The 14351-nt window shown below is 74.9% G+C and carries 9 protein-coding genes; all 9 read left to right on the plus strand.

The window, feature by feature from the left end; all coding sequences use genetic code 11:
- Window positions 1-58 precede the first annotated feature (58 nt).
- The 9 genes from ACGFZL_RS09685 to ACGFZL_RS09725 are packed head-to-tail and all read left to right on the plus strand — an operon-like array spanning window position 59 to window position 14349.
- On the plus strand, window positions 59-1375 hold the full coding sequence (locus ACGFZL_RS09685; protein WP_355169299.1) for a nucleotide sugar dehydrogenase: 1317 nt from the start codon (window positions 59-61) through the stop codon (window positions 1373-1375).
- A complete protein-coding gene (locus ACGFZL_RS09690) occupies window positions 1365-2609 on the plus strand; it encodes a glycosyltransferase family 4 protein (protein WP_393690338.1) in 1245 nt (414 codons plus the stop codon). The genes ACGFZL_RS09685 and ACGFZL_RS09690 overlap by 11 nt, the downstream gene beginning before the upstream one ends.
- Window positions 2606-3973, plus strand: a complete 1368-nt coding sequence (locus tag ACGFZL_RS09695; protein WP_393690339.1) for a Wzz/FepE/Etk N-terminal domain-containing protein — start codon at window positions 2606-2608, stop codon at window positions 3971-3973. Before ACGFZL_RS09690 ends, ACGFZL_RS09695 begins: the two co-directional genes overlap by 4 nt.
- Entirely contained in the window at window positions 3970-5493 is a 1524-nt protein-coding gene (locus tag ACGFZL_RS09700; protein ID WP_393690340.1) for a Wzz/FepE/Etk N-terminal domain-containing protein, read from the plus strand. Before ACGFZL_RS09695 ends, ACGFZL_RS09700 begins: the two co-directional genes overlap by 4 nt.
- A gap of 3 nt (window positions 5494-5496) precedes the next feature.
- The gene (asnB, locus tag ACGFZL_RS09705) at window positions 5497-7425 is read left to right on the plus strand and encodes an asparagine synthase (glutamine-hydrolyzing) (RefSeq protein WP_393690341.1); all 1929 of its coding nucleotides are present in this window, start codon (window positions 5497-5499) and stop codon (window positions 7423-7425) included.
- Window positions 7426-7450: 25 nt separating this feature from the next.
- On the plus strand, window positions 7451-9631 hold the full coding sequence (locus tag ACGFZL_RS09710) for a bi-domain-containing oxidoreductase (RefSeq protein WP_393690342.1): 2181 nt from the start codon (window positions 7451-7453) through the stop codon (window positions 9629-9631).
- Complete coding sequence (locus tag ACGFZL_RS09715; RefSeq protein ID WP_393690343.1) at window positions 9628-11604, plus strand: alginate lyase family protein; 1977 nt, start codon at window positions 9628-9630, stop codon at window positions 11602-11604. The genes ACGFZL_RS09710 and ACGFZL_RS09715 overlap by 4 nt, the downstream gene beginning before the upstream one ends.
- Window positions 11601-13124, plus strand: coding sequence for a right-handed parallel beta-helix repeat-containing protein (locus ACGFZL_RS09720; RefSeq protein WP_393690344.1), 1524 nt, complete (start codon window positions 11601-11603; stop codon window positions 13122-13124). The genes ACGFZL_RS09715 and ACGFZL_RS09720 overlap by 4 nt, the downstream gene beginning before the upstream one ends.
- A 1-nt stretch (window position 13125) precedes the next feature.
- Window positions 13126-14349: an O-antigen ligase domain-containing protein gene (locus tag ACGFZL_RS09725; protein WP_393690345.1), complete on the plus strand. Its 1224-nt coding sequence runs from the start codon at window positions 13126-13128 to the stop codon at window positions 14347-14349.
- Window positions 14350-14351: the final 2 nt, after the last annotated feature.

Raw genomic sequence — 14351 nt, forward strand, 5'->3', positions numbered from 1 at the left:
CCGAGACGGGCGCCCGGAGGGCAGGCCGCGAGGGCCTGCCCGGGGGGAGGGACGGGTCATGAGGATCAGCGTGTTCGGGCTCGGCTACGTGGGCTGCGTGTCGGCCGCGTGCCTGGCCGGCATGGGGCACGAGGTCATCGGGGTGGACGTGAACCGGGCCAAGGTCGACCTGGTGAACGACGGCAAGGCCCCGGTGGTGGAGGAACGGATCGGCGAGCTGACAGCCGAGGTCGTGCGGACCGGGGCGCTGCGCGCCACCGCGGACGTCGGCGAGGCCGTGGCCGGCAGCGAGGTGTCGCTGGTCTGCGTGGGCACGCCCTCGGAGCCCAACGGCAGCCTGTGCACCACCTACTTGGAGCGGGTCACCGAGGAGATCGGCGCCGCGCTGGCCGAGCGGGGCGGCCGGCACACGGTCGTCTTCCGCAGCACCATGCTCCCCGGCACCTGCCTGAACCTGCTGGTGCCGATCCTGGAGAAGAGCGCCGGCGGCACGGCCGGGGTGGACTTCGGGGTCGCGGTCAACCCGGAGTTCCTGCGCGAGGGCACCAGCGTGCGGGACTTCTTCGACCCGCCCAAGACCGTCATCGGCGAGTTCGAGTCCGCGAGCGGCGACGTGGTGGCGGCGCTGTACGAGAGCCTGCCCGGCGAGGTGTTCCGGGTGCCGATCCCGACGGCCGAGGCGATCAAGTACGCGGACAACGCCTTCCACGGCCTCAAGATCGGGTTCGCCAACGAGCTGGGCGCGGTCTGCCAGGCGCTCGGCGTCGACTCGCACCAGGTGATGGACGTGTTCCTGGCCGACCGCAAGCTCAACATCAGCCCCGCCTACCTCAGACCCGGCTTCGCCTTCGGCGGCTCGTGCCTCCCCAAGGACCTGCGCAGCCTGGTCCACGCCGCGCACCGGGCCGACGTCTCGGTGCCCATCCTGTCCCACGTGCTGCCCTCCAACTCCGACCACCTCCAGCGCGCGGTGGAGCTGGTCGAGCGCACCGGCAAGCGCCGGGTCGGCCTGTTCGGGCTGTCCTTCAAGCCCGGCACCGACGACCTCCGCGAGAGCCCGCTGGTCGAGCTGGCCGAGCGGCTCTTCGGCAAGGGGTACGACCTGAAGATCTACGACGCCAACGTCAGCCTCTCCCGGCTGCTCGGCGCGAACCGGGAGTACATCGAGAGCCGGCTGCCGCACCTCGCGCAGCTCCTCGCGGACTCCGTGGAGGAGGTCCTCGACCACGCGGAGGCATGCCTCGTCGGCACCAAGGACCCGGCCGTCCTCTCGGCGCTGCCGCACGGCGAAGGCCCGGTGATCGTCGACCTCGTCCGCCTGCCCGACGCCGACGCGCGCCGGACCGAGCCGGGGTACGTGGGCCTTGCCTGGTGACACGAGCGCCCCCGGCGGGACGAGGGGCGGCGGCCGGCCGGGGCGGCGCGCGCTGATCCTGGTGGAGAACCTGTCGGTGCCCTTCGACCGGCGGGTCTGGCAGGAGTGCACCACCCTGCGCGACGCCGGCTGGACGGTGCACGTCATCTGCCCGCAGGGCACCAAGCGCGACACCGAGACCGAGGCGGAGGTCGACGGCGTACGCATCCACCGCTACCCGCTGCGCGCCGCCACCGGAGGACCGGCCGGCTACCCCAGGGAGTACGGCTCGGCGCTGTGGCACACCCTCCGGTTGGCCCGCAGGGTCGGCCCGGTCGACGTGGTGCACGCCTGCAACCCGCCCGACCTGCTCTTCCTGCCCGCCCTGTGGCTCAAGCGGCGCGGCGCGCGGTTCGTCTTCGACCAGCACGACCTGGTGCCCGAGCTGTACCTCTCCCGGTTCGACCGGGGCCAGGACCTGCTCTACCGCGCCGTGTGCGCGCTGGAGCGGCTGACCTACCGGGCCGCGGACGTCGTGCTCGCCACCAACGAGAGCTACCGGGACACCGCGGTGCGCCGCGGCGGCAAGCGGCCCGCGGACGTCTTCGTGGTGCGCAGCGCCCCGCAGACCGACCGGTTCCGGCCGGTGCCGCCCGAGCCGGAGCTGAAGCGCGGCAAGCCCCATCTGCTGTGCTACCTCGGCGTGATGGGCCCCCAGGACGGCGTCGACTACGCCCTGCGGGCCCTCGCCAAGCTCCGCGACGAGCTGGGGCGGACCGACTGGCACGCGGTGTTCGTCGGCTCCGGCGACGCCTTCGACGCGATGACGGAGCTGTCCCGGCGGCTCCGGCTCACCGGCCAGGTCGAGTTCACCGGGCGCATCCCGGACGCCGACCTGGTGCGCCACCTGTCCACCGCGGACATCTGCCTCTCTCCCGACCCGCGCAATCCGCTCAACGACGTCTCCACCATGAACAAGGTCCTGGAGTACATGGCGATGGGCCGGCCCATCGTCTCCTTCGACCTCAAGGAGGCGCGCGTCTCCGCCGGCGACGCCGCCCTCTACGCGCCGGCCAACGACGAGGCCGCGTTCGCCGCGCTCATCGCGCAGTTGATGGACGACCCCGAGAAACGGGCCCAGATGGGCAAGCTCGGCCAGGAGCGGGTGACCGGGCCGCTGTCCTGGCAGCACTCCCAGCAGGCGCTGCTCGCCGCCTACGAGGCCGCGTGGCGCGGGGGGAGGCGGCGCCGTTGAGCGACGACACCATTCGGCTGGCCACCGTCGGGCGCATCCTGCGCCGGCGCTGGCGGCTGCTCGCCGTCCTCACCGTCCTCGGCGCGCTCGTCGGCTACGGCGCCTCGGTGCTGTTCCCGCCGCGCTACACCGCGTCGGCGTCGGTCCTGCTGCCCGGGCAGTGGGAGGAGCGCGAGCTGCTCACCCAGGTGGACATCGCCACCAGCTCGTCGGTGACCGACCGGGTCGCGGGCAAGCTCGGCTGGCGGGGCGTCGACGGCGCGGAGCTGCGGGACCGGGTGGGCGCCACGGCCGCCGACGGCAACATCATCAAGATCTCCGGCACCGCCGAGACCCCGGAGCGCGCCCAGCTCCTCGCCGACCAGGTCGCCCAGCAGTTCGTCGCCTTCGCCGCGCAGATCGCGGGCGACGGCGGCGACCCCGACGCGGCCACCGGGGCCGAGGAACTGCGGCAGAAGGTGCTGGAGACCAACCGCCGCATCACCGACCTGGCCGACGCGGCCGACCCCGGGCAGACCGTGGAGAGCGTGCAGGCGCGCACCACGCTGGAGAAGCTGCGCACCTCGCTGGAGGAGGCCATGACGAAGCTGGAGCAGGCCGACCCGGCGGCGGGCCGGGCCGGCCTGGTCGTCATGGGCCCGGCGGCCCGCCCCACCGAGGAGGCGCCGCCGACGCGGACGCAGTTCGTCGCCGCCGGGGCCCTGCTGTTCCTGCTGCTCTCGGTCGTCGGCCACCTCGCCGCGGCCCGGATGGACCGGCGGCTGCGCACCGAGGACGAGATCGCCGCCGCGCTGCGCGCCCCGCTGCTCGGCACCCTCGACGTGCCCACCGGACGGCGCCCGGACGGTCCCGGCGGCCTCGGCCCGCGAGCCCGGCTCCGCCGGCTGCTCGGCGCGGACACCCGGTGGGACCTGCCGGCCCCGCGCGAGTCGGGAGACGAGGCCGGCCGGCGGATCCGCTGCCGGCGGGTGTGCGCCCGGCTCCGGGAGCGCCTGCCGATCCCCCGGCGGCTGCTGGTCGTCGTGCCGGACGGCGACGAGATCGCCCGCCGGGCGGCCGGTCAGCTCGTGACCGAGGCCAAGGGCGACCCGGTGCTGCGCGTGGTGGCGGTCCCGGTGGACCGGCCGATGGTGCCGGACCGCGAGACCGAGACCGGCGCCCTGCTCGTGCTGAGCGCCGGCGACTGGACCGCGGGGGAGCTGGCCGGCCTCGCCGAGGCGTGCGCGGACGGCGGACACGAGGTCGTCGGCGTCGTCGTCGCCGGGCCGGTCCTGGGCCGCCCGGCGCGGACCGGCGGCCGGCTCCCGGACGACGCCACCCTGGCGCTCGCCGTGCCCGGCCAGGTGACCGGAGGCTCGGTATGACGACGCGTACGGCGCCGGAGTCCTCGCCGGCCGTCCACCTGCTGGACCTGCACTCCCTGGTGGTGGCGGTGCGCAGGCGCCGCCGCCTGTGGGGCACCCTGGCGCTCCTGGGGCTGCTGGCCGGCGGCGCACTCGCGGTGCTGCGCCCGCCGGCGCCCGCCGCGACGGCCACGGTGCTGGTCGCCCACCAGGCGGACCAGCCCAACGACACCGGCACGCTGATCCGCACCGACGTGGAGCTGCTGCACACCACGCGGATCGCCGGCCAGGCCCTGCGGGCCCTCAACTCCCCGCAGGCACCTCAGGACTTCATGCGGGACTACCGGGGGACCGGCCTCACCAACAACCTCCTGAAGATCGACGTCACGGGCGCCAGCGACGCCCAGGCGGTGGACCGGGCCGAGGCGCTGGCGGACGCCTTCGTCGCCGACCACGTGCGGCGCATGCGCGAGGCCGCCGACGCCGAGGCCAAGGCCCTGCGCGAGCAGCGGGACCGGATGCGGGACGAACTCGCCCAGGTCAACGCGCAGATCGGGGACAGCTCCGCGGACGCGGACCCGAGTGCGTCGGCGGGCATAGAGTCGCTCTTCGCCCGCCGGGCCGAACTCAACTCGCGGATCGCCGACTTCGACCAGCGCGCCGCCGAGGCCCGCACCGGCACGCCCAAGGTCGTCGCCGGCACCCAGATCGTGGACGACCCGCGCGCGGTGCGGCACTCCCTGCCCAGGACCGCCGCCACCGACGCCGTGATCGGGCTCGTCCTCGGGCTCGTCCTCGGCCTCGCCGTCGCCGCCGTCGGCACGGTGGTGGCCGACCGGCCCGTGCTGCGCCGGGAGATCGCGGCGAACCTGGGCGCCTCCGTCGTCGCGGAAGTGCGCCGCCCCCACCGGTCGGCCGCGCCGTGGCGGCGCCGGCGCGCCCGGGCGGCCCGCGAACGGCTCACCGCGACCCTGGCCCGCACCGTGCGCGGCACCGCCGAACCGGTGTCGCTCCTCGAACTGGGCTGCGCGCGCGGCGCGAGCGCGATCGCCCTCGACCTCGCCCGGGTCCTCGCGGCGGACGGGCCGGTGGTCGTGGTCGACGCGCTGCCGGGCGCACGGCGCGCCGACCGCCGCCGCAAGCCGGGCGACCCGGCCGTCGTCGGGCCCGGCGACGCCGCCGCCGTCCCCCGGGGGACCCGCAGGATCGGCGTCGGCTCACTCGCGCCCGGCACGGCGTGGACCGGCCTGCCGGACCTCGGCACCCGCACCGTGCTCGTCGTCCGCGCCGGCCACGGCAGCGCCGCCTGGCTGCACACCGTGGCCCGGCAACTCGCCGACCTGCTGGTCCCGGTGCTCGGCGTCGTGCTGATCGACCCCGACCCGCGGGACCGGACCGACGGCACCCTGTGGGACGGGCAGCACATGGCGCTGCGCGGCCGCACCGAGCGCCCGGCCCGGCAGAACGGGACGGGCAGGGCGCCGGCCGAGCGGCCCTCCTGGGCGGTACGCGTGCCGGACAGCGACCAGGAGGTGCGGTAGGACATGTGTGGCATCGCAGGCACGTACCGCTGGCCGGACGGCAAGGCCGTGACCGACCGGCTCACCGAGACCCTGGCCCACCGCGGCCCGGACGGCGCCGGCCGCTACGGCCACCGCGCCGGGGACGGCGAGGTCCAGCTCGGGCACCGCCGGCTGGCCATCGTCGACCTGTCCGAGACCGGCGCCCAGCCGATGGTCTCCGACGGGCTCGCCCTGACGTACAACGGCGAGCTGTACAACGCGCCCGAGCTGCGCGCCGAACTGGCCGCCGCCGGGGTCCGCTTCCGCGGCACCTCCGACACCGAGGTGCTCCTGGAGGCCTGGCGGCGCTGGGGCACCGACTGCCTGCCCCGGCTGCGCGGCATGTTCGCCTTCGGGATCTTCGACGAGCGCACCGGCGACCTGGTGCTCGCCCGCGACCAGCTCGGCGTCAAGCCGCTGTTCGTCCTCCGGCGCGGCGAGGGCCTGGTGTTCGCCTCCGAGCTGAAGGCGCTCGCCGCGGCGACCGGCGGGACCCTGGAGGTGGACCCGGCCGCGCTGGTGGCCTCGCTCCTCTACTACTGGGTCCCCGACTCGCGCTGCGCGTACCGCGAGGCGGAGAAGGTGCCGCCGGGCAGCTGGCTCCGCTGCCGGCCCGACGGCCGGGTGGAGCGCGGCCGGTACTGGAACCTGAAGGACGTCGCCGCCGAGGGGCAGGAGCGGGCCCGCGCCGGCGAGACGCCGGACCTGGCCGCCGTCGTCGAGGACTCGACCCGGCGCCACCTGCTCTCCGACGTGCCCGTGGCGACCTTCCTCTCCGGCGGCCTCGACTCCAGCTGGCTGACCGCGCTTGCCGCCCGCCACCGGCCCGGCATCTCCGCCTACACCATCGGCTTCCGCGCCGAGGACGCCCGGTTCGAGGCGATGCCCGACGACCTGCGCCACGCCCGGCGGGTCGCCGAGCGGTTCGGCGTCGACCTGCACGAGATCGAGATCGCCCCGGACGTGCTCGACCTGCTGCCCCGGATGACGCACCACCTGGACGAACCGATCGGCGACCCCGCCGCCATCAACACCTTCCTGATCTGCTCGGCCGCCCGCGAGGCCGGGGTCAAGGTGATGCTCTCGGGGATGGGCGCCGACGAGCTGTTCGCCGGTTACCGCAAGCACCTCGCCAACCTGATCGCGCTGCGCTACCAGCGCGTCCCGCGCCCCCTGCGGAGCGGCCTGTCCGCGGCCGTCGACCGGCTGCCGGTCGCCACCGCCCGCCGGGGCCTGCGCTCCGTGCGCTTCGCGAAACGGTTCCTCTCCTTCGCCGGCCTGCCCGAGGAGACCGCGTTCCGGCGCAGCTACACCATGTACGACCGGGCCGAACTGCTCGCCCTGGTCGACCCCGACCTCGCCGGGACGGTCGACGACGTGCTGACCGAGCACGCCGACGTCTACGGGGACAACGACCTGGACGACTTCGTCAACCGCATGTGCCTGGGCGACGCGCGGATGTTCCTGCCCGGCCTCAACCTCGCTTACACGGACCGCTCCAGCATGGCCGCCTCCACCGAGGTGCGGGTGCCCTACGTGGACGTCGAGGTGGTCAAGGCGGCGTTCACCGTGCCGGGCGACCGCAAGATCGTCGGACGGCAGGGCAAGGCCGTCCTCAAGGAGGCGGCCACCTCGATCCTGCCCCGGGAGATCGTCTACCGGCCCAAGGGCCTGTTCAGCGCCCCGCTGCGGGCCTGGATGAGCCGGGACCTCGCGCCGCTGGTGCGCGAGGTGGTGAACGACGGCGCGCTCGTCGGCTCCGGGCTGCTGCGCCGCGACGCGCTGGCCCGCATGGTCGCCGAGGACGCCGCCGGGCAGCGGGACTTCTCCAAGCATCTCTGGCATGTGCTGACCCTCGAGTACTGGTATCGCGGCGCGACCTCCGGCTCCGGCCGGGGCCGGGCGGCCTGACGGCGTGGAATCAAGAGGAGCACGGGTGAAGCAGGTAGTGCAGAACTACAAGAGCGGCGAGCTGGCGGTGCTCGACGTGCCGGCGCCGGGCTGCAGGCCCGGCGGCGTCCTGGTCCGCAGCTCCTACTCCCTGATCTCCACCGGGACCGAGCTGATGAAGGTCTCCGAGGCCGGCATGTCGATGCTGGGCAAGGCCCGCTCCCGGCCCGACCAGGTGGCCAAGGTCATGCAGAGCGTGGCCGTCAACGGGATGCCCGCCACCTACCGCAAGGTGATGGGCAAGCTGGACTCCTGGACACCGCTCGGCTACTCGCTGTGCGGCGTGGTCGAGCAGGTCGGCGCCGGCATCGACGACGTGAAGGCCGGCGACCTGGTGGCCTGCGCCGGCAACGAGCACGCCCTGCACGCCGAACTGAACTGGGTGCCCAAGAACCTCTACGCCCCCGTCCCGGACGGCCTCGCCCCCGCGCACGCGGCCTTCGGCACGGTCGGCTCCATCGCCCTGCAGGGCGTCCGCCGCGGCGAGCCGCAGCTCGGCGACACGGCGCTGGTCATCGGCCTCGGCCTGATCGGGCAGCTGGTCGCGCAGCTGCTCACCGCCTCGGGCGTCCGGGTCGTCGGCGCCGACCCCGACCCGGCGCGCTGCGCGCTGGCCGAGCGCCTGGGCGCCGCGGCCTGCGGCGACCCCGCCTCCACGGCCGTGGAGGCCGCCGTCGCCGAACTCACCGGCGGGCACGGCGTGGACCAGGTGTATCTGGCCGCCGGCGGCGGCAGCAACCAGCCCGTCGAGCTGGCCGCCCGGCTCAGCCGGGACCGCGGCCGGGTGGTCGACATCGGCAAGTGCCGCCTGGACCTGCCGTGGAACGCCTACTACGAGAAGGAGCTGGACGTCCGCTTCTCCCGCTCGTACGGCCCCGGGCGCTACGACCCGGAGTACGAACTGGACGGCCGGGACTACCCGATCGGCTACGTGCGCTGGACCGAGCGCCGCAACCTCGCCTGCTTCCTCGACCTCGCCGCCCGCGGCCGTGTCGACGTGGCGCCGCTGGTCTCCCACACCGCCGCCTTCGACGACGCGGTGGAGACGTACCGGCGCCTGGAGGACGGCGACCTGAAGGCGGTGGCCGTGCTGTTCCGCTACCCCGGGCAGTCGGCGGAGCCCGAGGCGGTCCCCGAAGTGACCGTGCCCGCGGTGCGCCGCAGTGCCGGAGCTCCGGCCCGCACCGCCACGAGGACGCCGGTGCGGCTGGCGTTCGTCGGCGCCGGGAACTACGCCACCTCGATGCTGCTGCCGCACCTGGCGCGGCGCGACGGCGTCACCCTGTCGACGGTCGTCACCACCACGGCGCTGTCCGCGGCCAACGCCCGGCGGAAGTTCGGCTTCGCCGAGGCCACCACCGACCTCGACGCCGTGCTCGGCGACCCTGCCGTCGACGCGGTGTTCGTGGTCACCCGGCACAGCTCGCACGCCGAGCTGACCCGCAAGGCGCTGCTCGCCGGCAAGGCCGTGTTCGTGGAGAAGCCGCTGGCGCTCACCGAGGACGAGCTGGCCGGCGTGCTCGCGGCCGTGGAGGAGTCCCGCAACGACCGGATCCAGGTCGGCTTCAACCGCCGGTTCGCGCCCCTGCTGCGGGAGGCGAGGCAGCGGTTCGGCACCCGGACCGGACCGGCGAGCGTCCGCTACCTGGTCAACGCGGGCCGACTGGGGCAGGGCAGCTGGTACGCCCGGCAGGGCACCGAGGGCTCGCGGTTCGCCGGTGAGGGCGGCCACTTCATCGACACCGTGAGCTGGCTCCTCGACGCCGACCCGGTCTCGGTGTACCCGGTCGCCACCCCGGGCGGCGAGGACCTCCAGGTCGTCCTGGGCTACCCGGACGGGTCCACCGCCACCATCAGCTACGTCACCACCGGCGCGCCCGGCTTCCCCAAGGAGACCCTGGACCTCGTCGCGGACGGCAAGGTGCTGCGCCTGGACGACTTCGTGCGCGCCTCGGTGCACGGCCCCCAGAAGTGGGTCAGCTCGCGCCTGCCGAAGGCCAGGGACAAGGGCCAGTCCGCCGAACTGGCCGCCTTCGTCCGGGCCGTGCGCACCGGCGGGCCGATGCCGGTGCCGCTGGAGTCGCTGGTCGCCACCACCTCCGCCACCCTCGCCGTGCGGGCGGGACTGGCCGCCGGCGCCCCGGTGAGACTGGCGAGCGCGCGATGACGATGAGCGCGGGCTGGTACCTGCGCCGGCTGTCCCGCATGGGGCCGCGGGAGATCGGCGGCCGGGCGGGCGACACCCTGCGCAGACGGCGCTGGCGGACGGTCCGCCCGCCGGACGCCCCGCAGGTCACCGGCGCCCGGTTCACCGCCGTACTGCCCGCCGGGACCGTCGCCGCGCTGCCGCCGGACGCGGTGAAGCGCCTGACCGCCGAGGCCGACCGGCTGCTGGCCGGGCGGGCCGAGTGGTTCGGGGTGGTCCGCGACGACATGGCCGACCCGGACTGGTGCCGCGACCCGAGAACCGGGCGCCGGGCGCCGTGGGGCTACGCCTTCGACGTGCCCTACCGGGACGAGGCGGCGGTCGGGGACATCAAGCAGATCTGGGAGCCGTCCCGGCACCAGTACCTCACCGTCCTCGCCGCCGCCTACGCCGCCACCGGCGACGTGCGGTACGCCGAGCGGGTGGCCGCGCACCTGCGCTCGTGGTGGGCGGCGAACACGCCGCTGCGCGGGGTGCACTGGACCAGCGGCATCGAGCTGGGCATCCGGCTGCTGTCCTGGGTGTGGATCCGCCGGCTGCTCGACGGCTGGCCCGGTGCGGCCGCCCTGTTCGAGGACAACCCGGTGGCGCGCGGCCAGATCTGGCACCACCAGCGCTGGCTGGCCGCCTTCCCCAGCAGGGGCTCCTCCGCCAACAACCACGCCGTCGCGGAGGCCGCCGGGCAGTTCGCCGCGGCCTGCGCCTTCGGCTGGTTCCCCGACTCGGCGCGCCTGCGGGCCGACGCGCTGCGCTCCCTCGACCGGCACCTGCGGGCCAACACCTTCCCCTCCGGGCTCAACCGCGAGCTGGCCACCGAGTACCACGGCCTGGTCCTGGAGCTGGGCCTCGCCGCGCTCGCCGAGGCGGACGCCGCCGGCGTGCCGGTCCCGGCCTCCCTCCCGAGGGTGCTGCTGCGGATGACCGACGCGCTCGCCGCCGTCGTGGACAACCGGCTGCGGCCCCCGCGCCAGGGCGACGCGGACGACGGGCACGGCCTGGTGGTGGACGGCGCCGGCACCGACCGCTGGGCCTCCCTGCTGGCCACCGGGGACGCCGTGTTCGGCCGGCTCGCCTGGTGGCCGACGGTGACCGGCACCGACCTGCGGACCCCACTGCTCGCCGCGCTCATCCGGCCCCGCCCGTCGGAGGGTGCCGCCCGGCCGGCGACCCGGCCGGGTCACTTCGCCGACGCCGGTCTGACCCTCCTGCGCGGGCCCGGCGAGATCTGGTGCCGCTGCGACGGCGGCCCGCACGGCTTCCTCTCCATCGCCGCCCACGCCCACGCCGACGCGCTCTCCGTGGAGGTCCGGCACGACGGGGTCGACGTACTCGCCGACCCGGGGACGTACTGCTACCACGGGCAGCCCGCGTGGCGGCGCTACTTCCGCTCCACCCTCGGCCACAACACCCTGTCCCTGGACGACGCCGACCAGTCCGCCTCCGGCGGCCCCTTCCTGTGGACCCGGCACGCCCGCAGCCGGGTCCTCGTCGCGGAGCCGGCCGGCGAGGGGGTGGCCGGCGAGGGGGTGGCCCGCTGGTGCGCCGAGCACGACGGCTACCCGGGCTCGGTGCACCGCCGCCGGGTCGAACTGACGGGCGTCACCAAAGAGGTGACGATCCACGACGAGGTGCGCGGCCCCCGTCGGACCGTGCGACTCGCCTTCCATCTCGGCCCGGCGATCACCGCGGATCTGGCGGGCGACCGGGCCGTGCTCACCTGGACCCTCGACGGCGAGGACCGCTCCGCGGTGCTCGACCTGCCCGCGGGGCTCGAGTGGCGGGCGCACCGCGGCGAGAGCGACCCGCCGCTGGGCTGGTACTCCGCCGGGTTCGGGCGCAAGGAACCCGCCACGACCCTGGTGGGCACGGGTGCCGGCGGGGGCCCGCGGGGTTTCACCACCGTGCTCACCTTCCGCGACCGGGGGGACGCGTGAGCAGCAGGAGGCGGCATCGGATCCGGGCGGCGGCGGCGACGCTGGTGCTCGCCCTGCCGGCACTGGCCGGCTGCGAGGGCACGCCCGGCGACTCGCCGAAGCCGGCCGCCGCCCCGGCCGCGCCCGTGGCCCGCGTGTGCGCCCACCCGGCGCCCGGCCCCGCGAAGGCACCGGCGGGCGCGGTGACCGTCGACCCCGCGGTGGTCGGCGACCTGGCGGCGAAGACGAAGAGCAGCCCCCCGCACACCACCTTCTGGCTCCGCCCCGGCACGCACCGGCTCGACCCGGACCGCTACGCCCAGGTCATCCCCAAGGAGGGCGACCGCTACCTCGGCGCGCCGGGCGCGGTGCTCGACGGTCGCAAGAAGAACCAGTACGCCTTCGGCGGCACCGCCCGCGACGTCACCGTCAGCCACCTGACCGTCCGGCACTTCGTGGCACCGCCCGACGAGGGCGTGGTCAACCACGACTCGGCCGACGGGTGGGTGATCGAGCACGCGGTGATCCGGGACAACTCCGGCGCCGGACTGATGGCCGGCGCCCGCCAGCAGGTCCGCGCCAGCTGCCTGCGAGACAACGGCCAGTACGGCATGAACGCGTACAAGGCCACCGGCCGCATCACCGGCCTGGTGGTCGAGGGCAACGAGATCACCGGCAACAACACCGACCACTGGGAGCGCCGCCGCAAGGGCTGCGGCTGCACCGGGGGCGTCAAGTTCTGGGCCGTCGACGGCGCCGACGTGCGCGGCAACTGGGTGCACGACAACCGCGGCACCGGGCTGTGGGCGGACACCAACAACAACGACTTCCGCATCGAGGACAACGTCCTGGAGGCCAACGACGGTGCCGCGCTGATCTACGAGACCAGCTACAACGCGGTCATCCGGGGCAACACGATCCGGCGGAACAACTGGGTCGAGGGCCGCCGCGAGGCCGACCGCGGCGACTCCTTCCCCTACGCGACGGTCTACCTGTCCGAGTCCGGCGGCGAACCGCGCGTCCCGGCCCGCACCGACAAGATCGAGATCTACCGGAACCTGCTCCAGGACAACTGGTCCGGCATCACCCTCTGGGAGAACGCCGACCGGTTCTGCAACAGCCCGGCCAACACCTCCTCCGGCGACTGCACCCTCCTGGTGCACGGCACCAGCCGCTGCGCGAGGCCGGCCATCGCCACCGCGCCGCTCTACGCCGACTGCCGGTGGAAGACCCAGCGGGTGGACATCCACGACAACCGCTTCGTACTCGACAAGGCGGTCCTGGAGTGCACGGTCAGGTGCGACCGGATGGCGGTGCTGGCCAACTACGGCACCTACCCGGACTGGTCGCCCTACCAGGGCAGGCGGGTGGCCGACGCGATCACCCAGAAGCAGCACAACCGCTGGCACGACAACGTCTACCAGGGCCCGTGGCGCTTCGTCACCCACGACCCCGACCACGTGGTCGACTTCACGCAGTGGCAGGGCGCGCCCTACCAGCAGGACACGGGCAGCACCCTCGACCCCGGGACCGGTGAGTGAGATGAGCGCGCCGAAGACGGTCGGGGTCGTCTGGGGCCTGCTGGTCCTCAACACCCTCGGCTCCGCCGGGGCGAGGACCATCGTCCCGCTGCCCCGCTCCCTCATCCAGATGGTCACCATGGGCGCCCTGGTCGCCGCCTTCGCGCTGGCGCTCGCGGTCAACCTCCGCCTGCGCGTCCGGCCCAGCGCCTACGTGCTGCTGCTCACCCTGCTCCTGGTGCCCAGCGTGATCTCCAGCGCCAACCTGGAATCCGGCTTCGGCGCGCTGTTCCGCTGCGCCCGCCTCGCCCTCTTCGTCGGCACGCTGTGGCTGCTCAGCCGCTGGTGGGACGGCGAGCTGACGTTCGTCCGGCACCACATCCGGATGTACTTCGCGGTGCTCGGCTCGGTGGCCGCCGGCGCCCTCGTCTCGCCGGGCGCCGCCCTGCCCGACCTGTACGGCGGCCGGCTGGTCGGCGCGCTCTGGCCGCTGACCCCGCCGCAGATCGGGCAGTACGCCGCGGTCATCATCGGGCTCACCGTGCTGCTCCTGGTCGGGCGCCGCACCGACCGGACCGGCGCCGCGGTGATCATCGTGCCCTCGCTCGTCCTGCTCGCGCTGACCCACACCCGGACGGCCACGCTCGGCCTGTTCGCCGGGCTGGCGCTGGCCATCTGCTCGCTCGTCCTGACCAGCGCCGCCGCCCGCCGCTTCTTCGTCGGAGCGGTGCTGGTCGCGGCGGTCGCCGCGGTCGCGTTCGGCTCCTGGCTGCAGGCGTGGTTCCTGCGCGGGCAGAGCCAGGAGAACTTCGCCAGCCTCACCGGCCGCGCCAAGGTCTGGGACGCCCTGCTGGCCGCGCCCCGCACGCCCCTGGAGCAGCTGTTCGGCACCGGCCTGGGCGACAAGTCGTTCGGCGGACTGCCCATCGACAACAGCTGGCTCGCCGTCTACCAGGAACAGGGCCTGACCGGCGTCGTCCTGGTGGCGGCGGTCGTCGTCGTGCTCGGCGGCGTCGCGCTGCTGCGGCCACCGTCGCTGCCCAGGGCCTGCGCCATCTTCCTCATCAGCTACTGCGCCATCGCCTCCTACACCGAGGCCGGCCTCGGCGACGCCTCGCCCTACCTGCTGCACCTGGCCGTGGCCGCCTCGCTGCTCGCGGTGCCCGCCGAGGCGGCCCCGCTCCCACCGCCCGCGCTGCCCCGACGGCGGGCCCCGCGCTGGGCCCGCCAGGCGGAGGTGGGCTGAGC

It is taken from the genome of Streptomyces sp. NPDC048182 (assembly GCF_043202555.1).
Taxonomy (GTDB): domain Bacteria; phylum Actinomycetota; class Actinomycetes; order Streptomycetales; family Streptomycetaceae; genus Streptomyces.

Bases quoted from the DNA above. Each gene is read 5' to 3' on its own strand.
- ACGFZL_RS09685 (WP_355169299.1), top strand. From the start codon at position 59: ATGAGGATCAGCGTGTTCGGGCTCGGCTACGTGGGCTGCGTGTCGGCC.
- ACGFZL_RS09700 (WP_393690340.1), top strand. From the start codon at position 3,970: ATGACGACGCGTACGGCGCCGGAGTCCTCGCCGGCCGTCCACCTGCTG.
- asnB (WP_393690341.1), top strand. From the start codon at position 5,497: ATGTGTGGCATCGCAGGCACGTACCGCTGGCCGGACGGCAAGGCCGTG.
- ACGFZL_RS09715 (WP_393690343.1), top strand. From the start codon at position 9,628: ATGACGATGAGCGCGGGCTGGTACCTGCGCCGGCTGTCCCGCATGGGG.
- ACGFZL_RS09725 (WP_393690345.1), top strand. From the start codon at position 13,126: ATGAGCGCGCCGAAGACGGTCGGGGTCGTCTGGGGCCTGCTGGTCCTC.